This window comes from Alphaproteobacteria bacterium, assembly GCA_019746225.1.
GTDB lineage: Bacteria > Pseudomonadota > Alphaproteobacteria > Paracaedibacterales > VGCI01 > VGCI01.
On record JAIESE010000032.1, the window covers coordinates 1 to 20631 of the forward strand.

Annotated in this window: 18 protein-coding genes and 1 tRNA gene; 12 read left to right on the plus strand and 7 right to left on the minus strand. The window is 41.1% G+C overall.

All coding sequences use genetic code 11. The features are described from left to right. Nucleotides 1–86: 86 nt before the first annotated feature. Entirely contained in the window at nt 87–971 is an 885-nt protein-coding gene (locus tag K2Y18_05550) for a TorF family putative porin (protein ID MBX9805200.1), read from the minus strand. A 317-nt stretch (nt 972–1288) separates the two neighbouring features. On the opposite strand from K2Y18_05550, the gene K2Y18_05555 reads away from it, so the two are divergent. From K2Y18_05555 to grxD, 3 genes are read left to right on the plus strand one after another with little or no spacing between them, the layout of a single operon-like run. Beyond that, on the plus strand, nt 1289–2170 hold the full coding sequence (locus K2Y18_05555; GenBank protein ID MBX9805201.1) for a phosphoribosylaminoimidazolesuccinocarboxamide synthase: 882 nt from the start codon (nt 1289–1291) through the stop codon (nt 2168–2170). Then, nucleotides 2151–2420: a BolA family transcriptional regulator gene (locus K2Y18_05560; GenBank protein MBX9805202.1), complete on the plus strand. Its 270-nt coding sequence runs from the start codon at nt 2151–2153 to the stop codon at nt 2418–2420. Before K2Y18_05555 ends, K2Y18_05560 begins: the two co-directional genes overlap by 20 nt. 3 nt (nt 2421–2423) lie before the next feature. Then, nucleotides 2424–2756 (plus strand): Grx4 family monothiol glutaredoxin, encoded by a 333-nt coding sequence (grxD, locus tag K2Y18_05565; protein MBX9805203.1) that lies wholly within the window; start codon nt 2424–2426, stop codon nt 2754–2756. A 28-nt stretch (nt 2757–2784) separates the two neighbouring features. Here grxD and K2Y18_05570 read toward each other — a convergent pair whose 3' ends face one another. Then, nucleotides 2785–4110: a TldD/PmbA family protein gene (locus tag K2Y18_05570; GenBank protein MBX9805204.1), complete on the minus strand. Its 1326-nt coding sequence runs from the start codon at nt 4108–4110 to the stop codon at nt 2785–2787. Then, nucleotides 4110–5534 carry a TldD/PmbA family protein gene (locus K2Y18_05575; GenBank protein ID MBX9805205.1) on the minus strand — a complete coding sequence of 475 codons (1425 nt, stop codon included), beginning with the start codon at nt 5532–5534 and terminating at the stop codon, nt 4110–4112. Before K2Y18_05575 ends, K2Y18_05570 begins: the two co-directional genes overlap by 1 nt. Before the next feature lie 243 nt (nt 5535–5777). Here K2Y18_05575 and K2Y18_05580 point away from each other — a divergent pair. The 9 genes from K2Y18_05580 to K2Y18_05620 all read left to right on the plus strand — a co-directional run bounded on the left by K2Y18_05580 (nt 5778) and on the right by K2Y18_05620 (nt 14799). Continuing rightward, nucleotides 5778–5853: transfer RNA gene (locus K2Y18_05580), tRNA-Asn, on the plus strand. Nucleotides 5854–6984: 1131 nt separating this feature from the next. Further along, on the plus strand, nt 6985–7137 hold the full coding sequence (locus K2Y18_05585) for a DUF3309 domain-containing protein (protein ID MBX9805206.1): 153 nt from the start codon (nt 6985–6987) through the stop codon (nt 7135–7137). Between the two features lie 61 nt (nt 7138–7198). Then, a complete protein-coding gene (locus tag K2Y18_05590; protein ID MBX9805207.1) occupies nt 7199–7537 on the plus strand; it encodes a CsbD family protein in 339 nt (112 codons plus the stop codon). Nucleotides 7538–7769: 232 nt separating this feature from the next. Then, the gene (locus tag K2Y18_05595) at nt 7770–8537 is read left to right on the plus strand and encodes a response regulator (GenBank protein ID MBX9805208.1); all 768 of its coding nucleotides are present in this window, start codon (nt 7770–7772) and stop codon (nt 8535–8537) included. A gap of 58 nt (nt 8538–8595) precedes the next feature. Beyond that, a complete protein-coding gene (locus K2Y18_05600; GenBank protein MBX9805209.1) occupies nt 8596–12564 on the plus strand; it encodes a PAS domain-containing protein in 3969 nt (1322 codons plus the stop codon). A gap of 266 nt (nt 12565–12830) precedes the next feature. Next, nucleotides 12831–13184 (plus strand): hypothetical protein, encoded by a 354-nt coding sequence (locus K2Y18_05605; GenBank protein ID MBX9805210.1) that lies wholly within the window; start codon nt 12831–12833, stop codon nt 13182–13184. Nucleotides 13185–13465: 281 nt separating this feature from the next. Continuing rightward, nucleotides 13466–13903 carry a DUF3310 domain-containing protein gene (locus K2Y18_05610; GenBank protein ID MBX9805211.1) on the plus strand — a complete coding sequence of 146 codons (438 nt, stop codon included), beginning with the start codon at nt 13466–13468 and terminating at the stop codon, nt 13901–13903. A 324-nt stretch (nt 13904–14227) separates the two neighbouring features. Next, a complete protein-coding gene (locus K2Y18_05615) occupies nt 14228–14518 on the plus strand; it encodes a hypothetical protein (GenBank protein ID MBX9805212.1) in 291 nt (96 codons plus the stop codon). A gap of 71 nt (nt 14519–14589) precedes the next feature. Then, nucleotides 14590–14799: a DUF378 domain-containing protein gene (locus tag K2Y18_05620; GenBank protein ID MBX9805213.1), complete on the plus strand. Its 210-nt coding sequence runs from the start codon at nt 14590–14592 to the stop codon at nt 14797–14799. 147 nt (nt 14800–14946) lie between these two features. On the opposite strand, the gene K2Y18_05625 is transcribed toward K2Y18_05620, so the two are convergent. The 4 genes from K2Y18_05625 to K2Y18_05640 form a co-directional block, all read right to left on the minus strand. Further along, complete coding sequence (locus tag K2Y18_05625; protein ID MBX9805214.1) at nt 14947–15213, minus strand: hypothetical protein; 267 nt, start codon at nt 15211–15213, stop codon at nt 14947–14949. A 396-nt stretch (nt 15214–15609) separates the two neighbouring features. Further along, nucleotides 15610–16278, minus strand: coding sequence for a hypothetical protein (locus tag K2Y18_05630; protein ID MBX9805215.1), 669 nt, complete (start codon nt 16276–16278; stop codon nt 15610–15612). A 103-nt stretch (nt 16279–16381) separates the two neighbouring features. Beyond that, a complete protein-coding gene (locus K2Y18_05635) occupies nt 16382–19471 on the minus strand; it encodes a CusA/CzcA family heavy metal efflux RND transporter (GenBank protein ID MBX9805216.1) in 3090 nt (1029 codons plus the stop codon). Continuing rightward, entirely contained in the window at nt 19461–20627 is a 1167-nt protein-coding gene (locus K2Y18_05640; protein ID MBX9805217.1) for an efflux RND transporter periplasmic adaptor subunit, read from the minus strand. The genes K2Y18_05635 and K2Y18_05640 overlap by 11 nt, the downstream gene beginning before the upstream one ends. Between the last annotated feature and the right edge of the window lie 4 nt (nt 20628–20631).

A 20631-nucleotide genomic window follows, 5' to 3' on the forward strand; every position in this document is an offset into this window, starting at 1 on the left:
GTTGAGACGGCAGACCTAGAAGCCGTTTTCCCCTGGATAGAGTGGTCATATGCGGAAAATAAGCATCTTATAACGCCCTAAAGTGGCTAAAATTCTTTTGCAATCCCAACCCAAAACTTGTTCTTACCCAAACGAAACTGTTTTCCAGCTTCGTTCGTGTTTGTCCAAAAGAGGTCCTTTGCTGAGGTTGTTTCAGCATTGGCTGAAAGAAGGAGTTCCCCAAAACTTTTTGGCGTAAGGTAAGTCACACCCGCCATATATCGTGCATAAGAAAGGAAACTATAGTTTCGGATCTTCCAATATCCAGCTGTTAATTTGAATTTTAGTCGCTCCTCCGTACAGGGAACCGGAATGGTCAAACTTGCCTCAGTGTAATATGACCATTTTGTATTCGGGGGGTTTTCTCTTCCCCGAGTGGGATCTCTTTCCGCTATATCATTCGCCAAGAATGGGGTCAAACCGGTAACGTTTGTTGGTTGTACTGCCACAAACATCGAAAACCATTTGTAGGCAAATGCGGGAACAAATTCCAACATATTAAATGTATCTCTGTGCTCATTGCTCGCATAACATCCAGGATAGTAGAGACCTTGAACCCTAAAGTTCACTGATAAATCTTTATTAAATTGATGCGCATACCCAACATATGGGCTTAATTCCAAGCTCGATCCATTGGGTGCGGTCGCTGCATCAATGTTTGACCCCCATAGCCCCGCATAAAAACCTTCATCTCTTTCTTGGCTGATCTTCAATTCGCCTTGAATCACCCCTGTGTTTAAGGACTCTGATATCCCACGATAGGAGTAATTTGTAAAGAATCCGACATTCCCATAAAGATCAAAATATTTGTTGGTAGATTCCTTTTTAACTGAATCCGACTTTCCGATAAAGCTACTCCCAGCTTCAACGGCAGCATTCGTATAAGTCGGAATTAAACATATAGTCAAAAACACAAGGGCCTTTAGACGCATCTGCCAATACTCCACTTTAAATTTTGCCCCCAATCCGCAATCGAAGGCAGACTCCACATATTTTTTATGATTTTAAAAAAATTTTACAAAAAATTAATTTAAATTTGCATCTATATTCCAGCAAATCATATTTTATATGCTTTTACAAGTCGTTTTGAAAGATAATTTGGAGTCTCGGAACCCTAGGAACCCCTTGCTTCTCACCCTTGCTACCTATGAGAAATTGCCCCTTTAATCGGGAAAAGATGAACCATTTATTGTTTTTCTTGACAAAATCTGATATACATAGTCCACACTTAACGTTGTAGGTTGATTTTATGATCACTATTTCCCGTAATCGTTTACTGAATGAGTTCACACAACCCCGCCGCCGTCAATTAATTGATGGTGTGGGGAAGACTATTTATGACGGACCGGAGCCCGAGACACACGTTTTGTACTTTAAAGACGAGGTTGCTATTACAAATCAGGTCGTCACCGTCAATGGCAAAGGCATTCTCAACAATCGTATTTCTGAACTCTTAATGTCACGCTTGAATGAATTGGGTATTGATACGCACTACATTCGCACTCTCAATATGCGTGAACAGTTGGTGCATACGACGGAGTCCATGCCGTTTGTTGTAACCCTTCATAACGTTGCCTCAGGAGCCTTTGCAAGACGCCTTGGTTTAGAAGAAGGGATGCCCTTTTCAAAACCTATCCTCGAGTTTTCCTTGCGTTCTGAAGAGCTGGACAATCCAGTGGTTGCAGCCGAACATTTAACAGCACTGGGCTGGAGTCGCTTTGAAGAAATTGACGATATTATCCTCACTTCACAGAGAATAAATGACTTTATGAGTGGTCAATTTTTAGCCCTCAACATGCGTCTAATCAGCTTCACCCTTGATTTTGGTCGCTTCTATGGCACAGACCAGATGGATTCACAAATTATGATTACGGACGACTTATGTCCTGATACCTGTAACATTCTAGACCTGACCACCGGTATGCGCCTAGATCGTCAAGGTATTGAAGATAACCCTGCTCATGCAGAAGGCATTTACCAAGAAGTTGCCCGTCGTTTCGGTGTCCTCAGCTTAGAAGCCCCAGAAAACAATCAACCTGGCCCATCTCAAGATATTTTTGTTCAAAAGAAGCCCCTTAAGAAAAAGAGTCTTAAGCAGAGAAAAAAACCCCATGGCCATAACAGCCTCTGAAATCAAGAAATTCATACAAGCTGCGATTCCCGATGCCACATTAACGATCGAGGATTTAGCGGGGGATGGGGACCACTATGCCGTCCACGTGATCTCACCAGCATTTGCCTCCAAAAGTCGCATACAACAACACCAAATGGTTTATGAAGCATTGGGAGGGCGCGTTGGAGAACAGCTTCACGCCTTATCTATAAAAACATCTGTACCCCCTGTAACACCGTCCCTAACTATTGTAGAAAGTGAGTCCTAAATCATGGCCGATCAAGCCACCCTCGATCTAATCCAAGCCTATATTACTGAAAACTCTGTTGTTCTCTATATGAAGGGCACCGCAGAAATGCCGCAATGTGGCTTTTCTTCCATTGTCGTACAACTCCTCACAGAGCTTGAGGTACCTTTCAAAATCGTCAATGTGTTGAATGACCCCAATATCCGCAACGGCATTAAAAAATTCAGCAACTGGCCAACCATTCCACAATTGTATATCATGGGTGAGTTTGTTGGTGGTTGTGATATTGTGAAAGAAATGTACCAAAATGGGGAATTACAAGCCCTCTTAAAGAGCAAACAAATCCTCGCCGCTTGAAAGGGACATTGAACAGTATTTAAATCCCCTACAACACAAATGTGAAGTCATTTACCAGCATGCCGGGGGCCTTAAGGATGCCGAGCTCCCGCTCATAATAAGTTCCCGTTTTTGGGGAATTTTCTGCTTTGTTTGTAAATCCGACCAATCCTGGACCCCAAAAGTGATACAAGGATTCGTCAAACCGCAAATCCTTGACCGGTGCCACGATCTTACCACCTTCCACCCAAAAACACCCAAAACGGGTCATTCCGGTCAGACTCCCCTGCTGGATATCACTCCAATTCAAATAATGTAAATCGGAAACATACAGACCCGTATCCAAGGCCTCCAATTCTTTATCAGAAGCAAGATGGCCGGGTAAAATTTCTGGGCTGCGCAAACTTTCGCCGGAAGCAGCAAAGTTGGACTCTAAACCATATTCTGTAGCAGACCGCGACGAACAGAGCAGATTCCGAAATTGGCCTCCCTCCACAATGGACAAGATCTCAGGAGCGATTTCGCCTCGTTGATTGAAAGGCGGAATTTCGCCGCCCGTAAAATTTTCACGAAGGGTAAAATAAGGAGAGAGAGCACTTTGTCCATCCACGAGCTTCTTTAAAGCACATTGACCATTTTGATAGGCGTCACGACTCGCAACCCCCATGCCCGAAATCGCCTCGAGAAGCGTGGCAACCGCCGATGGACTAAAATAGGTGCGATACTTTTTTCGCTCTAAAGTTCTCAATGGATGACTCAATTGCTCTAGTTGATATAGTTTTTTTTGAATCAGCGCATCAAACACGTTATCCTGCCATTGTCGGCCCCCATAGAGACCTTTCACCGCCTGCTGATTTTGCGTATAAAAGGAAAAATCCAAGGAAAACGTTGAGGTCATAAACCATTGATTCAACCCCTTCGAGTTTGAATTTGCCCGAACACTCTCACCGGCAGCCAATATCCCCACAAAGTCCGTCCCTTGAACTTTTTCCAAAGCGGCATTCACCAAAGAATATCGATCCACCTTTTGGCTGGATTCTTGAAAGAATTGACCCTTTTCCGTTGGCAATTGAAGGAAGGGATCTTCCGGAAGATGCTCAACCTCAAGTCGACACCGCTGAAGGGCCTCTCGACAAACCATAAGATCTGTTTCCGGCTGGAAAGTAAAAGGAACGTTCATCTTCACATTTCTTTTATTTTTGAAATAACTAAGCTCCACAAATCCTTGCTGAACTTCCAGGCTCTGACGCACTTTGGCTTGAGTCATGCGCACAAAAAAGGAATCCTCCGCAGACAGGGAAAGCGCCAATGACTCGCCCTCTTTTATTTCTTGCAGGAGCTTAGTGGAAACGGTGTTCCAAGGGTCTTGAATCATCACGCGCCTCCCCCAAATACTTCTACATCTGTGAATAAACAGGGAGGGGTTGCGTGCCCTACGCGCATCAATTGGTTGGGCTCCCCCTTCCCGCAGTACATACTACCATGAATTTCATAATCCGCATGATCGCCCACCATTTTCAACCCTTTCCAAAAGGGGGTTGTAATGCCCCTATAATTCGGATTTCGAACAGTTTTAGTGAGCTTGCCATTCTCGATCACTTGACCATACTCACAACCAAATTGAAATTTGTTTCGATAATCATCAATCGACCAGGATTTATTGGTTTTCATCAACACGCCCCGCTCGGTCGCGGCAATCATCTCGTCAAGACTTGAGGATCCTGGTTCAATGTTGATATTGGCAATGCGATCGATGGGCGTGCGATTCCACGAATACCCCTTGGCTGAAGAAACGCCAGGAAGCTTTGATCTGCGCTGACTTTCTAGCCCCCCAATTCCTCTCAACAACTGCCCTTCCTTAATAAGGTACTGACGTGTCGCTGGAGCCCCATTGTCATCATATTGATAGCTGGCCAATTCGTGAGGCACCCCAGGGTCGAAGGTCACATTGAGAAGATCTGAACCATACTGCAGCGTCCCAAAATCTTGGGGTTTGATAAAACTCCACCCTGCATAATTGCGCTCATCCCCAAGGATACGATCTAATTCCAAAGGGTGGCCGATGGATTCATGAATTTGTAGATACAATTGATCCGGCATCAGAAGCAGGTCATAGACGCCCGTCGGACACACATCACAGTGAGATAATTCAATAGCTTCCGCCGCAATGCGGGTCGCTTGTTCTTTTAATAGAGCTTCCTCAAAAAACTCATCTCCTGCTTGGGCTACCCGAAAGCCATTCGTTCTCGTTTGGATAATGTTTCCCTCTTGAGCTGTGGCAAGCAGTTGAACGCCGCGCTTTTGAAAGGTTTGAGTAAAATTTGCCCCGTTTGAACTGACAAACGACATATCTTCTTCAATCGACATAAACATCGCTTCTGTATTAATGATCTTGTCATTCATCTTTAACAGGCAAGAAATCTCAACAGCCAACTCATTTAGAGGGCTTTTTGAGACCTTTGCAGAAGATTGAGTTGGGCTTTTATAACTACCTGTCGACGGGGGCCGTAGGGAAGGATCAAAGGGAAATAGTTGATACTTGGCAAGCCTTTTAGCTTGTTCAACAGCTCGTCTTGCGGCCTTTTTCACCCCGTCTAGAGAAAGGTCACTAGTCCCCGCATAGGCAAACTGTCCTTGAATCAACACTTCAACCATCATGCCAACATCGTGGCTTATTGATAAGGGATCAAGATTTCCGTTGCGCGCAAACCGGACCGTCATATGTTCTTTAACAAGTCGTAAACCTACCCAATCCGCTTGAATATCAAGAGAGGACAGAAGGTGTTGTAAATCTAGCATTATATTAACCTCTAGAGATTCCGAGTCATTTAACAAGAGTATATCATATTCTTTTTAAAAGAAGCATTAAGATGAAAAAATTATAGTGGAAAACCAGGTAGCGGTTTCTCCAACGTTTTGGCCCTGAGCTTAAGTTTCCTTAGCAATTTAAGCATCTTATTTAAAAAATGTGAGAAATGACAACTGCCATTCTCAAAAAAACCTTTGTCAAGGGGAACAGGGTATGCTACCAAAAGAAGGTGTTCCCCGGTAGCTCAGTTGGTAGAGCAAGTGGCTGTTAACCACTGGGTCGGCGGTTCGAGTCCGTCCCGGGGAGCCATTCTAGCCAACAGAATAAAATAATTTCTGCAATTTAATTATTAGACGGCTCTATACCCTCTGTATTAATACCCCCAGCAACAAAGCATTCAAACTATTTTCAATTATAGGTTAACTTGTAAATGGAACTAACACATCTTAAATAATTTGCCTGTATTTCTTGAGATAAATTATTCCGATGAGAGACTTTGCGGACAGGCCTTTAAGAATAACAAAGGTGTTCTCAAACTTTTAGTAAGAAGTTGATGAGAGCGATGACTTCAAGTTGTTTTTGTGAGCCTGATGCAAGTCTAATAAAACTTGTATTAATTTTGAAATTGCACCAGGCTCATAAACATTATGATGAGCCAGGGCTTTTAAATTTACACTTTGTTATGACGGTTAAGGAAGATAAACGTGCAAACGTCCGATTCCAAAACATTGTTGGAACGGTTTGGGAATGAGTGGGCAGAATCCCCATATTAATCTCAATAAAAACACCTTTGTGAACTGCTTCGTTCATTATCCCAGATGGGTATTCTAAATATTTTTTCGGCTCGCAAAAGCTCTACACAGTTTTATTGAGCTTCAGTATTGTTCATAGGCAGCTGATTTCTAAAACTTGTAAATTTCATGATAATAATAATCCTTTTTTTACAAAAAACAGAGTCTGTTTGGTCTCCCCGTGATCAACTTCCAATCACGGGGAATACATCATAAGGAGCTCTTCCTGCCCCCTAAAGTCAACCTCAAAATATTACATACATCTATGAAAAATAAAAATATTCATAATTATCAAACTATTATATTGGTTATATTGCAAAACTTTAAAATGCAATCATAAATATACTTTTAACATTTTTGTTCAGCTATATGCTGATATATTAGCTTACATTTTAATGATTTACTAAATTAAGAGTGTTTGGAGTAAATATGAACCAAGATCTCGTCAAATGCTATTGGCATGAAATATAAGGGTAAGGTGAAGCATCAATGGGGAAATATTTCATAGGACGATGTGCCCCAAATGAAGGGTTCTGTTGAAAAACTTTCAGGTATAATTCAACAAAGACACGGTTATGAAAAAGATCAAAAATAAAGTTAAATGCTGGAATTTTTAGAGAAAAACAACATGATTTCAAAGGACTAGATAATGAGAGCTGTATTATTAATCGTGCTCATCTTGGTCATAATTGGTGCTTTGCCAACGTGGCCACATGCTCAAACATGGGGATATTATCCCAGTGGTGGGGGCGGAATTCTGCTGATAATAATTATTATTTTGCTTATAACGGGGCGTTTATAAAAAGGGACCAACAACAATGAAAAATATTAAAACAACATCCTGTGCTTTGATGTTAACCTTTATGGCATCCAACGCACTCCTGGGGACAACAACCCCTCAAGCCGCACCTCTACTAAGAACAGAGAATAGGGATAAAAATGACTCAACATTCCCTGTCGTTAATGTGGATATTATCCAAGGTCGCTGGGAAGAAATAAAAGGGAAAATAAAAAAAAGGTGGGGGAAAATAACGGATGATGACCTTCTTCAAATAGAGGGCTCTTTCCAAGAAATTCATGGAGTGCTGCAAACAAAGTACGGTTATGATAAGATCCGCTCTGAAAAAGAGATCAAAAAATTCCTAAAGGAGAACAATATAAATCACAACGAAGGTTGCGAAGTTAAACTTGATACTCCGTAGAATTATGAGGGTTCATATGCAAAAATGAGCTTCGTATGGGCTAAGACTAAACTCATTGGTTATTAACAGCATCTGTGAATCTTGTAACTTCTGAACCCTTATACACACTAGATAAAGTATTGCATTGCTGGGAATTAGGTATATATTGACATCAAGCGCAAAAGGGTAGGAGGTCTGGTGTACATTCTAAAATCCAGAAAATAATCAACATATGTCATGGAAAGGGCGCCATGTGAAGAATTTCAAGCCACTGAATGAACATATTGGCAAACAGATAAAGGATCGTCGGAAAAGAGCGGCTATGACGCTCTCTGACCTGGCACAAAAATTAGAAATTTCTATTCCTCAGGTTGAAAATTATGAACGGGGTATTAATAGGACACCTGTGGAAACTCTCTATAAACTGAGCCAGATATTTAAAGTCTCTCTCGATTTCTTCTTCCAGGATTTTAATTATAATGCACACTTAACCGCAAAATTTTTGGATTCGGGCACCATTTCGTTATCGAACCATAAAGAAATAAATATTCTACTGGTTGAAGATAATCCAGGTGATGAATTCATCATTAGGAAGTTTATACAAGAGTCTTCCAACCCAAGCAATATTTTTGCCGTACATGATGGCCAACAAGCCTTAGAACTCTTGCGCAGTGAACAGCATACCCCCCTTTTCGTAAGAGCTGATATTATCATCCTTGATCTTAATATCCCAAAAATGAACGGCCAAATGTTGCTTAAAGAGATAAAACGAGATTCAAGAATTCAGGACATTCCTGTAATCGTTATCACAAACAGCCTAAAATGCGAGGAAATGATTGAAGTATACCGAAAGCATGCGAGTGGCTACATTTGTAAATCTGGCGACCTTGAGCACTTTAAAAGTCAGATTCAAGCACTCATTCATTATTGGTCGTTTGCAGTAGTTCTTCCAAGACTCAACTCATTGAATCATGACTTGAGTCGTGTTGAAATCGATAGCAATGTCACTGTACATATATAGTTACTTGAAGAAATTAGATGAAGCGATACTCTTAAAAATATAAAGGAAAAGTACGCTAATGAAATTTTCTGAAAATCCACCGATTGTAGTTGGAATTGGAGCCTCTGCAGGTGGGCTCGAAAACATTAAAGATCTTCTCTCATCAATGCCTACTGACACAGGAATGGCATTTGTCGTGCTTCAGCACCTTGCCCCCGACTATGAAAGTTTATCTTCTTTAATCTTGGCTCGCTGTACTCAGATGACTGTAACCGAAATTAAGGAAAGTATGCACATAGAACCAAACCAGGTATACGTCTTACCCCCCAACAAGCTTCTCAAAATCTCAGGTGACGTATTGCACCTTAACCCAGCAAAAAACACAAAAGGTGTTAGAACGACAATTGATGTTTTTTTTAGTTCTTTGGCAAAAACTCAACAACACAGAGCAATTGGCGTTATTCTCTCTGGCACTGGCACAGATGGAGGAATAGGTTGTGAGTCCATAAATGACAATGGAGGCATCGTAATTACGCTAGACCCATCGACCACAGAATTCGGAAGCATGCCTCAAAATGTGATCTCTATGGGGTTGGCAGATTATATTCTACCCATTGAGCAGATGACCGATGTTTTGATCAAACATAGTACTAACTCTTTAGTTAGTACAAACCATCCTATAGATATGGAAAGTCATAATTATGGAGTGAGCGATAAGGATAGTAGCGACCTCGTTCTTATTTTAAATCTCCTCCGAGCCCAAACGAAAGATGATTTTTCATCCTATAAAAAGCCAAGTGTCAAAAGACGTATTCAAAGACGCGTCGAAGCCAATGGCCTTAAATGTTTCTTTGAATACTACCAGTTTTTACAAAATCACCCTACTGAAGCAAAAAAGCTGCGTAAGGACTTAATGATTCGAATGAGCAGTTTCTTTCGTAATCCTAATAGTTTTGAGGCCCTCATAGAGGAGATAAGTCCAAACCTTATTGTCGATTCAGATCTCCCTTTTCGAGTATGGGTCCCTGGATGCTCAACCGGTGAAGAAGCATATTCTCTGGCAATATTATTGATGGAAAGATGCTCCCTTCTAAATATCAATAGAGATATACAAATTTTTGCGACAGATATTGATGAGGAAGCTCTTGAGATGGCCCGCAAAGGAACCTATTCCAGCAATATCCAGCGCGCTATGTCTGAGACACGTCTGTCGCATTATTTTGATAAGGAAGGAAAGTCTTATGTTGTTAAAAACAACATTCGGTCAAAAGTATTGTTCATTCAACATAATGTTTTGAGTGATATTCCTTTTTCTAAGCTTGATCTTGTTTCGTGCCGTAATCTTTTTATCTATCTTGAACTAGATATGCAGAAGGAAATCATAAAACTCTTTCATTTTGCATTAGAAAAAAATGGATATTTATTCTTAGGAGGCTCAGAAAGTCTGAGTAGAGAAAATACCCAATTTGATTTGATATCAAAAAAACATCATATCTATAAACGTATTACATCATCTTTGGGAGAAAGGATTACTACTACCATCCGCAATTCCCATAGATTAAGCACATCTCAAAGTTCGCCCCGGCCATTTCTTTTGCCGCAAGCCCATCGTACCTTCTTTGAACGGGCAAAACAGCAGCTTCTTGATGAGTATGTACCCGCTTCAGTTCTTATTAATATTAAATATGAAGTCTTGTATTTCTTTGGACCAACTAACCAATATCTCAAGATTCCTGAGGGTTCTCCCAGTCAAAATCTGCTGATGATGGCACGCAGTGGTCTAGCAGGAAAAATAAAGAAAGCTGTTCAAACTCTTCTTCAAAGTAAGAAAACTTCCGTGATAGACAGCACATACGTAGAAGACACAGATGAGCCATGTTGGGTCGAGTTTAAAGCATCAATCCTTAAGAAAACCCCAAGTGAAAATCTCTTTATCATTACTTTCAAGGAGAAGGAAATATCTCTGGCGCCCGCAACTTATGAAAAGGGATTAAAGAGTAAGTTCTTGATCAAAACTCTTGAATGTGAGTTGAAGGATGCGAGGGCATACCTACAAAATACGATTGAAGATCTGAAGGAATCCAACGAAGAGCTTAAGATCTACAACGAGGAAATTATATCTATAAATGAGGAGTTTCAATCTACAAACGAAGAAATGGAAACCTCAAAGGAAGAACTGCAGTCTCTCAACGAAGAGTTGACCGTGGTAAATTCTCAGCTTCAAGAAAAGATAGAAGAGCAAGAAAAAACCAACAATGATTTAATCAACTTACTCAGAAGCACAGATATAGCAACAATATTTTTAGATCATAAACTATGTCTCAAACGCTATACACCCGCAGCTGTCAAAATGTTTAACTTAAGAGACTCTGATTTGGGTCGTCCTCTCAAAGATCTTACCATGCGCTTTGTCGACCCTAATTTGATGAATGATGCTAAGAAAATATTGTTGGAAAGTGAATCAATTGAGCTGGAAGTTGAGACAGAGGAAAAGGATTGGTACTTGAGAAAATGTAGTGCTTATATAACAGCTGATGGTAACATTTCTGGCGTTATTATTACCTTTGCCAATGTGACACGCATTAAGATACTCCAACTTGAGGCACAGATTCATGAACAAAAATTTCAAGAAATATTTGACACCTTGCCGATCTGCATTGCCTATGTTGATTGCAATTTGAAATATCATTTTAGCAATAAATCCTATGAGAAACGGATAGGTCTTACTTCTGATAAACTTCTGCATCAAACTATAAAATCGCATGCATCTGGCGAAGTCTATGGCGTTATTAAACCCCATATCAATAAAGTCCTCTCAGGTCATATCGCAAAATTTAATAACAAGACCATATCCCCCTCAAAAGATATACATTGTGAAGAAATTGTCCTTCTACCTGACATTAAGGAAAATTTGAAGTCCAAAGGCTTTTTCATCCTCATCTTCGACGTTACTGACCGTCAACGTGCAGCCATCTCATTTTTAAAAGCTGTTATTGACATATCCCCTCATCCGATATGTGTAGTAGATGACCATGATCGTTATGTGATTGTGAACAAAGCATTTTGTGAAAAGTCTGGAAAATCAGAAGCGGAATTACTTGGTCGTACCCCCCATGAAATTTACCCGAATCGCGTAGCCAATATCATTATTAAAGAAAATGATAAAGCAATACTAAATGGCTCTTTTTCTTGTAAAACAACTCTCTTTACCACGAATCCGACAGAGATATACATGGTTCACAAGAAGCCTTTTGAAGGTGAGGATTCTGAAAAATATATAGTATGTAGCTTCCAAGATGTAACAGAAATTATTAATTCAAAGACTAAATTACAAAAAATGGTCCATAAATTAAAAAATGCTAATGAAGAACTCAAAGATTTTGCACATATATGTTCTCACGATTTACAAGAACCAGCGCGTATTGTTTATAGTTTTGCAAAATTGTTTTCTGAAAGGTTTAAAGATACCATCGATGAAGAAGGTAAAAAATATCTCCATTATATTCTGGATGGCTCTCAACGCATGCAAAAGATGATCGAGACGACGCTTGCCTATGCTAAAATATCAAATGAAGATCCAATTCTGGCTCCCGTTAACTGTGCGATACTCGTCGCAAGAATAATTGAGGAATTGAAGCCATCTATTGATGAATATAATGTAAACATCACTTATGATAAACTTCCAATTATTATCGGTGACCATTTCAAATTTTATCATCTATACCTGAACTTAATTTCTAACTCCGTCAAATTTAGACGGACAAAACAATCTAAAATTCATATTGGGGTCAAACCCTATAGATCAGGATATACCTTCTTTGTTCAGGACAATGGGATAGGCTTTGATATGGAATTTAAAGGGAGACTCTTTAAACTGTTTGGGAAACTAAACAAATCAGAAGATTATCCAGGTGTGGGGATTGGGTTGGCAATTTGCAAAAGAATCGTCGAAGATAGCGGTGGTAAAATTTGGGTAGAGTCAGAACTTGGAACAGGCACAACCTTCTACTTTAATATACCCCAGAAAAAAGGACTTACAATTAAATAGCGCTTTAAACGACCATCAAACCTTTTCTCCAGGAAACTATGACATAGTTTATCAGACGCTGGTTTTGGGGGAAAATAATGTTAAGACTTCGCCTGAATAGGTATCTTTCAGCAAAATCAAAATATTCCAACTCCTTCTCTTCAAATAAACATTTGATAACTTAAATTTGCATAAAATTTAAAGTATTTTTCAAATAATTAATTTTATAAAGTCACATTGTTAGAGGGGTAGTCATTACTGTCTCATGCGGAGCGGAGTAGCAAATTATGAAACATATTATATATAGTACGAAATTATTTGAAAAAAAGTATATTGTTGGCGCCAATCAAGGTCGGCATGAGCTCTTTTTTGTGTTTGACAAACTCTCTTTAAAAACTGCTGAGAAAGCAAGAGGGTATGACGTAGTGAGTTGTTTGGTAGAAGATTACTTTGACGAGGAATTAATGGAACAGCTGTGTATGAACGGAGTTAAGTTCATAACTTTACGTTCAACGGGGTATGACCATTCAGATGGGCCGGCGTCTAAAGAGTATAACACTTTTTTACTCACACATTTATATTCGCGTCACAAGCAATTCCTAAACTTGCAACATGTAAATTGCTCTAAAAGTTTAAATTGACCTCTAAATTAAAGTATTTATTTGAGGGGGTTATTTTTAAGGTTACAATCGTAAAAAGAAAGCGCTTCAAAGTGAGGCTGAATTTAAGAATCATCAAAAGTGATCAAGGTATCAGCATCCTTCACAGGCAATTCATAAATACAAAGAAGGAAATCAAGAAATGGATAATTATCTAAGCTATCAAACCATAAAAGCTCTACAATTTAAGGAAAAGCTGAGGTAATAGTTCTAATTTTTTTGAAAGATTTACGTTACCATCAAATATATTTTGGAGAGCAAAAATGCTTAACATCTCTTACATTGGTTCCCCTTCAAATAATGTTTCAGATCAAACAATCGAATCAATTGATGTCATCGAAGCCTGGAACTTAGAGCACAATTTATCTAATGTAATTAAATGCATAGAAAGAGTAAGTCATAATAGCCAAAATCTTAAATATTTGAAAAAGGCAGAATGGCATTTAGATCGCGCTTGCTCAAAGGCAAAGAACGGTCACTTAGAAATGTTAAATAATCAACAGGTACAGATTGAGTCAGATAAATACCCACCTCAAGCTATTTGTGAGGACTGGAAACTAACAGATCTAATGTGCAGCACACTCATTAATATTTACTTTTCTCGACAACATCAATCTCATGTATTGAAGCAAAAAGCCTTACTCGCTGCTCTTGAGTGTTTGAGAGAAGAAATTCGTTTTCTTGATAAAGACAATCCTTAAAATAATTATTTTCCGTCTTTGAAGTTCGAAAATAGCTGTGTTTGATTATGCATCTCATCAAACGTGATTTGTAATATCTAAAATTTCCCTATACTAGAGCCAAACCTGTTAGGGTTTTACCACTCCCCCAAGAGCATTCAAGATATTTCCGCTTAAAGTTATTAAATGCGCCTCAAAAAAACTGTACAAGTGAAAGCGAACGATAGTTTCACCTATATTTCTATCTATTCCCTAGCTATTGTTTGATAGCATATATGTTTAGGCGCTTTTACGAAGTTCGGGTCAAAACATATGAATTATATAATAACTAAAGGAGAAAAATTCATGAATAAGAAACTATTTACAGCATTTGGCATTGTGCTAGGTATTGCAATTTTATTATGTTCTTGCTCAACCGAAAATCAAGTGGTTGATGAGCAGATTGTCTACTTTTCACCCCCTCCCCCCTTATCCCAACCTCAACTTTCGAAGGGTACAGTTCTGAAAAAGCGGATTCTTCCTAATAACGAGGAAGAGTATCGCGTTCGTTTAGACAGTGGGTTGGAAACGAGCTTCACTGTTGGCACACCTGCATACTATCAGATTGGAGATAAAGTGATCGTTCCCGGTGCATAAATCAACATCCATTGTTGATATTGTGTAAACTGTATTATTTAATCGTTAGGAGCATCATCATGAAATTAAAAATTATTGGACTCTCTCTTATTTTAGTCATCATTTCAGCCCTCAATTCAGGATCCATTGGATTATTTGGACTTGACATAATAGCCACCATATTTGGATTTTCACCATTCCTGGTTCGATTATTGTATGTCTTTATTGGAGCTTCTGGGGGTTACTTAGCATACCTAGCAAAGGATATTTTAGTTTTTTTCGGAAATCGGTTGTTAAAATAGAAGGGATTTCAGTATCCGAGAAACAAGTTGATATAATAGCTTGTTGTTAAAAACTACTGTTAGGTAGTTTCACTCTTTTAAAAAACCCCCTTTCATGATGAAAGGGGGAAATTTGTTAAGCAGGCTCGTCGTTTAATTCATCTATCTTTACTTTTTTTCATCCTTCCCAAACAGGGCTTCGCTTACTTTATTGAAGCCCTTCTCCACTTCATTTCCCACCGTATCAGCTAAATCTGCCGGACGGTCGACAATGGGACCGCCTTCTAATCCAAGTCCTTCACGATGGGTTTGTTGTTGAGAAGTTTGAGGAGCCTCTTTCTCTGGTTTCTCTGATCCCAAGCTGGAGCCTACCAAACCTAATGGAACGAATAGAGCACTCATAATAACTAAAGATAGTTTTTTTAAATTTAACATTTTTTTCTCCTATAACATGGTTGAAACAAGAATAACCAATGTATCCTTGATACGAATATAGCCATCTTGAAATCATTTAATTATTACTACTTTTTATGATCATTACGAATTAAGGAAATCAGCAATGTCATAATCAGAATAGCAGAAACGAAATAATTCATAACGTTAATTTGAGGTAAAATTTAACCCAACTTTTTCTCATAATTTATGATATTTAAAGAGCATAAATGAGTGCATGTTCACTTATGTGATTCTGCTAAAGCAAAGCCTGAAGTCTCAATTAAAAGATTCTAAAAAAACGAGCAGCCATATGAGAGTGCTGCTAATTTTCTATCAGTGTATGTTCCTACCAATAAAAACGACTACACATATAAGAAATGTTGGGAGAGACCCTTGTTAAGAAGACCTTCTCACAACATAATAGGATCCCAGGCTGATCATAGCGGCAAAGTAGCACCAGACTGAGTTAAAAGCGTACGCATAAAAGACTTGGGCCAGGATAAAGGCAAGGCCCGCCAACAGGCCCAAAACCCACAGGCAAGGGAGCGTGGACAAGAAACACGATCCAACGATGACGAGGAAATAGGCCCCAATGAGGACGAAATAGCCCACCTCTCCATAAGAAGAAAGGAAATGATCAAAGGTGCCCGAAAGGAGAGCATAACCCATGTGATGGGTAATGATTTCCGCTTTATTGCCCATGCTTATCATCATCACGCCAGAAAACAAAGCGATCAAAAGCCCGAGCCCTCCAAGCCCCACAAGCCATTTTCTCCGAAAAGCATTTTGCTCAAGTCGAGACAAGATGGCGGGAACCCAAACGGGCCAAAAGATCACACCGAAAAACAAAAATCCATAGACGCCCAGTTTGTGAATCAAGGTGTGCGTTTGGCCAGTATTAATGGTTACCCACACGATACCTTCCAGGAGCTGTTGTAGGGCAAAAATGAGGGGAATCATGGCGATGAGGCGCAAATTACGCGAAGGGGCAACACGAAGGTTGAGAAAAGCCATGGTGGCTAATACGCCGGATGCGGTAAAGCTCGCGCTGGCTGAAAAACACATCCTGCTTTCCTTTGAGGGTTCGGGGCCACTGAGGTCTCCTTAAAAGTAGACCATCAATTTGAAATAGGGAATGCTTATTAAATAATTCACCCCCTACAAGATCTTACGCGTTTTCTCTTGCAATCGACGCCTGCCCCACCATCCAAAAGATCACGGGCGTGATCAATGTATCCAGAAGGGTGGATGAAATCAGTCCTCCAAAAATCACAACCGCAACCGGATGCAAAATTTCTTTACCCGGTTGATCACCGCCCATCATGAGAGGAATAAGAGCAAAAGCTGCAACGAGGGCGGTCATGAGAACGGGCGTCAATCGCTCTAGGGATCCTCGAATGATCATGGGCAATCCAAAAGACTCTCCCTCGTGGAGCATGAGATGACGATAGTGGGAAATTTTTAAAATGCCGTTGCGCGTTGCGATACCTGTCAATGTAATGAACCCGACGAGACTTGCAATAGATAACGTTTGATTAGTGAGCCAAACGGCCGCCACACTTCCAATCAAGGCCATGGGAACATTGGCCATAATGATGAGCGTTAAGGTGGCCGATTTGAAATGGCTGTAGAGCAACACAAAGATGCCCACTAAGGCAAAAATGGAAAGCAGCGCGATCAGCCTTGTTGCTGCTTGCTGACTTTCGAACTGTCCTTCAAATTTCAGGAAATATCCCTCAGGGAGCTTCAGTTGAGACACCTTTGTTTGAACGTCATGAGCAACCGACCCCAAAGCGCGGCCTTTCGTGTTTGCCATGACAACGATACGCCGTTGTGTGTTGTCCCGATTGATCTGGTTTGGTCCGGTCCCTTCCTTAATGTCCGTTACAAATTTCAAGGGTATTTTACCTGACGGACTATCGATGAGAATACGACCAATCTTCTCAGCATCCTTTCGATCTTCCTCGTTTAAGCGCACCACCAGATCATGGCGCCTTGACCCTTCTAGGATTTGATTAATGACTTTACCGGACAACAAGGTTTCAATCGTTTCTCCCAGCTGATTCATGTTGATGCCATATTTGAGGGCCTCAATGCGCTTAGGGTGGATTTGAAGTTGAGGGATCAGCGTTTGTTGCTCAATCTGCAAGTCGGTAATACCGGGTATCGTCCTCATTGCATCTCTAATGACGTCAGCTTGCTCCCTTAGCGTCTGGAGATTGTCACCAAACACTTTGACCGCAATTTCCGCCCGTATACCTGAGAGCAAATGATCGAGGCGGTGAGAGATCGGTTGGCCAATATTCACAGCAACATCTGAAAGGGTGGCCAGCCGCGTGCGTATATCATTCAAAATGACATCACGGTTTCTCTTAGACGAACTTAAATCAACATCAATTTCAGAAGAATAGACACCTTCCGCATGCTCATCCAACTCCGCACGCCCACTGCGCCTCCCAACTGATTTTACCTCTGGCACCTCCAAAATCAGCCGTTCCGCAATGGTGCCCACACGATTAGATTCACTCAAAGACATCCCCGGGGGCAATCTCAGGTTTATGGTAACCGACCCTTCATTAAAGGACGGCAAGAAAGATTTTCCAAGATAAGGAACAGAAGAAACCGCGACGAGAGTCAGAAACACCAACGCCAAAATAAGGGATTTGCCATGGCGGAAGGACCAGGTGAGAAACATTGTATCAAGGCGTTTCAAGTGCCGCACCAACCAACCATCTCCGTGGGTCATCACCTTGAGGTTCGGAAGGAGGTAGTAAGAAAGAACAGGGGTTAAAGTGACCGAAACCACGAGCGAGGCCAGTATCGAAATGACGTAAGCCACACCCAAAGGTGAAAAGAGACGACCCTCAATTCCACTCAAGGCAAAAAGCGGGAGAAAGACCAATATGACGGTGCCCGTTGCATAAACAATCGAACCCCTCACTTCCAATGACGCATCTCGAACCACTTTGATAATCCCCCTCGGGACATTACTCAAGCGGTTTTCCCGCAAGCGCCTGAAAATATTTTCCACATCCACCACTGCATCATCAACCAACTCTCCTATGGCAATCGCAAGCCCCCCTAAAGTCATGGTGTTAATGGAAAGCCCAAACCATTTAAAGATGATGACGGTCATAAGGATGGATATGGGGATGGCCGTCAAACTAATGAAGGTGGTGCGAAGATTCATCAAGAATAGAAACAGAACAAGGACGACGAGCAAGGCCCCATATCGCAACGCCTCTTCCACATTATAAATGGAGTTTTCAATAAACGTGGATTGTTTAAAAAGCATCCTATCCGCCTGAATGCCTGGGGGAAGTTGTTTCTGAATTTCTTTAATATTCTTTTCGATTTCATGAGTCACCGTTACTGTATTGGCGCCAGGTTGTTTTTGAATCGACAAAATAACAGCGGGTTTGCCATCAACACTTGCATCCCCTCTTTTAAGAGCAGCCCCAAACTTTATGGTGCTCACCTCATGAAGGGTCAATGATTTGTCCTGAAGGTAATGTACAATTGTTTTTTGCAAATCCTCCAATTGAACGGAATTACCTAAGTACCGTACAAGCGCTTCTTTGCGAAAGCCTTCCAAATATCCACCTGTTGTGTTTTGTCCAAACCCATGGGCACTTTTTACAATGTCTTCTAAGGTCACATTGTAAAACCAGAGGCGGTTGATGTTGGGCAAAATTTGATACTGCTTCACTTCTCCTCCGATGGGGATCACTTGCGAGACACCTGAGATGCTTAAAAGCTGGGGGCGTATGACCCAATCCGAGATGTCTCGAAGCTCCATGGGGGAGACTTCTCCTTTAAGAGAGCTTATGCCGATCAGCATAATTTCCCCCATAATAGAAGTGACGGGCCCAAGAATCGGCTTAATGCCGGCGGGCAATTGGGACGTGGCCGTATCGAGACGTTCACTAACCACTTGGCGATTGCGATAGATTTCGGTTTCCCAGTCAAATTCCACGAAGACAATTGATAAACCAATGCCTGAGGTTGAACGCACGCGGATGACGCCTGGCAAGCCATTCATCGCCGTTTCGATCGGGAAACTAACCAGTTGTTCGACTTCTTCGGGTGCGAGACCTGAGGCCTCCGTCATGATCGTCACGGTCGGGCGATTCAGATCCGGGAACACATCCACAGGTAGTTTGGGCACAAGAATGCTGCCATATATGATGATGGCGAGATACGAAAATAGAATAAACCAACGGTATTTAAGGGAAAACTCAATGATCTTAGTGAACATGGTGTTCCTCTTCCCCCGATTTTACTAATTTAGACAGAGAAGAAATATCAGAGATCACGCGATCTCCTTCTTTCAGACCGGAAATAATTTCAACAGACTGATCAAAAAAGAGCCCGACCTCAACCTGTTGAGACTTGACAAGCTCAGGGCCTGAAAGAACAAAAACCGTATAGGACTTGCCCACTTTGTAGAGTGATTTTTGAGGAACAACGATGCGGTGATGCGTATCTTTGGTTGTTAAAAAGACATCAACCAGCATGCCGATAATAAGCTCGGACGATGCTTCTGCTATGGAGAATAGGATATGTTGCGCATAATCCCTTTCTCCTAGACGCGGGCTCGTTCCGATAAGCTTCAAGTCGTAAAACTTCTCACTGTTTTCGGAAGACCGTAAACGGGCGGATAGAATTTGCGCTGTTTTAAAATACTCAAAAGTATACGCCTCGATCCTGAAATATTCTGGGTTGATCACTTCCATGACAGTCTCGTTGGGCTGGAGAATTTGCCCGGGGAGCACATGATTATCGCCGATGATTCCATCAATCGGGGAGCGAAGGAGTTCTCGTCCACGACCTGTGGAGAGAAGTTGCTCTTTTTGTTTTTCCGAACGATCTAACTCTGTTTTTTTGTTCTCAAGTTCTTTGCGCGGTGAAAACTCCCCCAATTTGGTCAAACGTTCAATGTCACGGTGCAGAATAGATATCTCTCCCTCAACACGAAAGAGTTCCGATCTTTTGTCCGTGATATCAATGACGGACAAGAGCGGCTCAACAACTGCCAGAACTTGATTTGCCTCCACTTTTTCTCCTGTGGTGGGAATGGGGAAGCGTTCATCAACAAGAACACGCGCCAACTGGGGCACATGGATTTGCGCATACCCCCGCGGGCTTGCCACAATCTTTGCTGGAATAATCACCGTTTTTGGGCGCTCAACGGTTTTGGCAACAATCGTCAGCAAGCCGTTCTTAAATTGATTGCCCTTTGGAACATAGAGCCGTTGAAGTAAGGATATATCAGAAGATGATTTTTGAACGGTCTCTTTCGATGACGCAAGGGGCTGATCTCCATGAGGTTCATCGCCATGACAATGAGCGGGCATGCCACAGATGACGCTAAAGAGAAAACCAAATAAATAATGTCTATATTCCTTAAACATCCGC

What these genes read in the sequence shown, in the direction of transcription:
- K2Y18_05570 (MBX9805204.1), bottom strand. Translation starts at nt 4,110, where the DNA reads ATGATTCAAGACCCTTGGAACACCGTTTCCACTAAGCTCCTGCAAGAA.
- K2Y18_05550 (MBX9805200.1), bottom strand. Translation starts at nt 971, where the DNA reads ATGCGTCTAAAGGCCCTTGTGTTTTTGACTATATGTTTAATTCCGACT.
- K2Y18_05600 (MBX9805209.1), top strand. Translation starts at nt 8,596, where the DNA reads ATGAAATTTTCTGAAAATCCACCGATTGTAGTTGGAATTGGAGCCTCT.
- K2Y18_05610 (MBX9805211.1), top strand. Translation starts at nt 13,466, where the DNA reads ATGCTTAACATCTCTTACATTGGTTCCCCTTCAAATAATGTTTCAGAT.
- K2Y18_05555 (MBX9805201.1), top strand. Translation starts at nt 1,289, where the DNA reads ATGATCACTATTTCCCGTAATCGTTTACTGAATGAGTTCACACAACCC.
- K2Y18_05625 (MBX9805214.1), bottom strand. Translation starts at nt 15,213, where the DNA reads ATGTTAAATTTAAAAAAACTATCTTTAGTTATTATGAGTGCTCTATTC.
- K2Y18_05560 (MBX9805202.1), top strand. Translation starts at nt 2,151, where the DNA reads ATGGCCATAACAGCCTCTGAAATCAAGAAATTCATACAAGCTGCGATT.
- K2Y18_05585 (MBX9805206.1), top strand. Translation starts at nt 6,985, where the DNA reads ATGAGAGCTGTATTATTAATCGTGCTCATCTTGGTCATAATTGGTGCT.
- K2Y18_05635 (MBX9805216.1), bottom strand. Translation starts at nt 19,471, where the DNA reads ATGTTCACTAAGATCATTGAGTTTTCCCTTAAATACCGTTGGTTTATT.
- K2Y18_05615 (MBX9805212.1), top strand. Translation starts at nt 14,228, where the DNA reads ATGAATAAGAAACTATTTACAGCATTTGGCATTGTGCTAGGTATTGCA.
- K2Y18_05575 (MBX9805205.1), bottom strand. Translation starts at nt 5,534, where the DNA reads ATGCTAGATTTACAACACCTTCTGTCCTCTCTTGATATTCAAGCGGAT.
- K2Y18_05630 (MBX9805215.1), bottom strand. Translation starts at nt 16,278, where the DNA reads ATGTGTTTTTCAGCCAGCGCGAGCTTTACCGCATCCGGCGTATTAGCC.
- grxD (MBX9805203.1), top strand. Translation starts at nt 2,424, where the DNA reads ATGGCCGATCAAGCCACCCTCGATCTAATCCAAGCCTATATTACTGAA.
- K2Y18_05605 (MBX9805210.1), top strand. Translation starts at nt 12,831, where the DNA reads ATGAAACATATTATATATAGTACGAAATTATTTGAAAAAAAGTATATT.
- K2Y18_05590 (MBX9805207.1), top strand. Translation starts at nt 7,199, where the DNA reads ATGGCATCCAACGCACTCCTGGGGACAACAACCCCTCAAGCCGCACCT.
- K2Y18_05640 (MBX9805217.1), bottom strand. Translation starts at nt 20,627, where the DNA reads ATGTTTAAGGAATATAGACATTATTTATTTGGTTTTCTCTTTAGCGTC.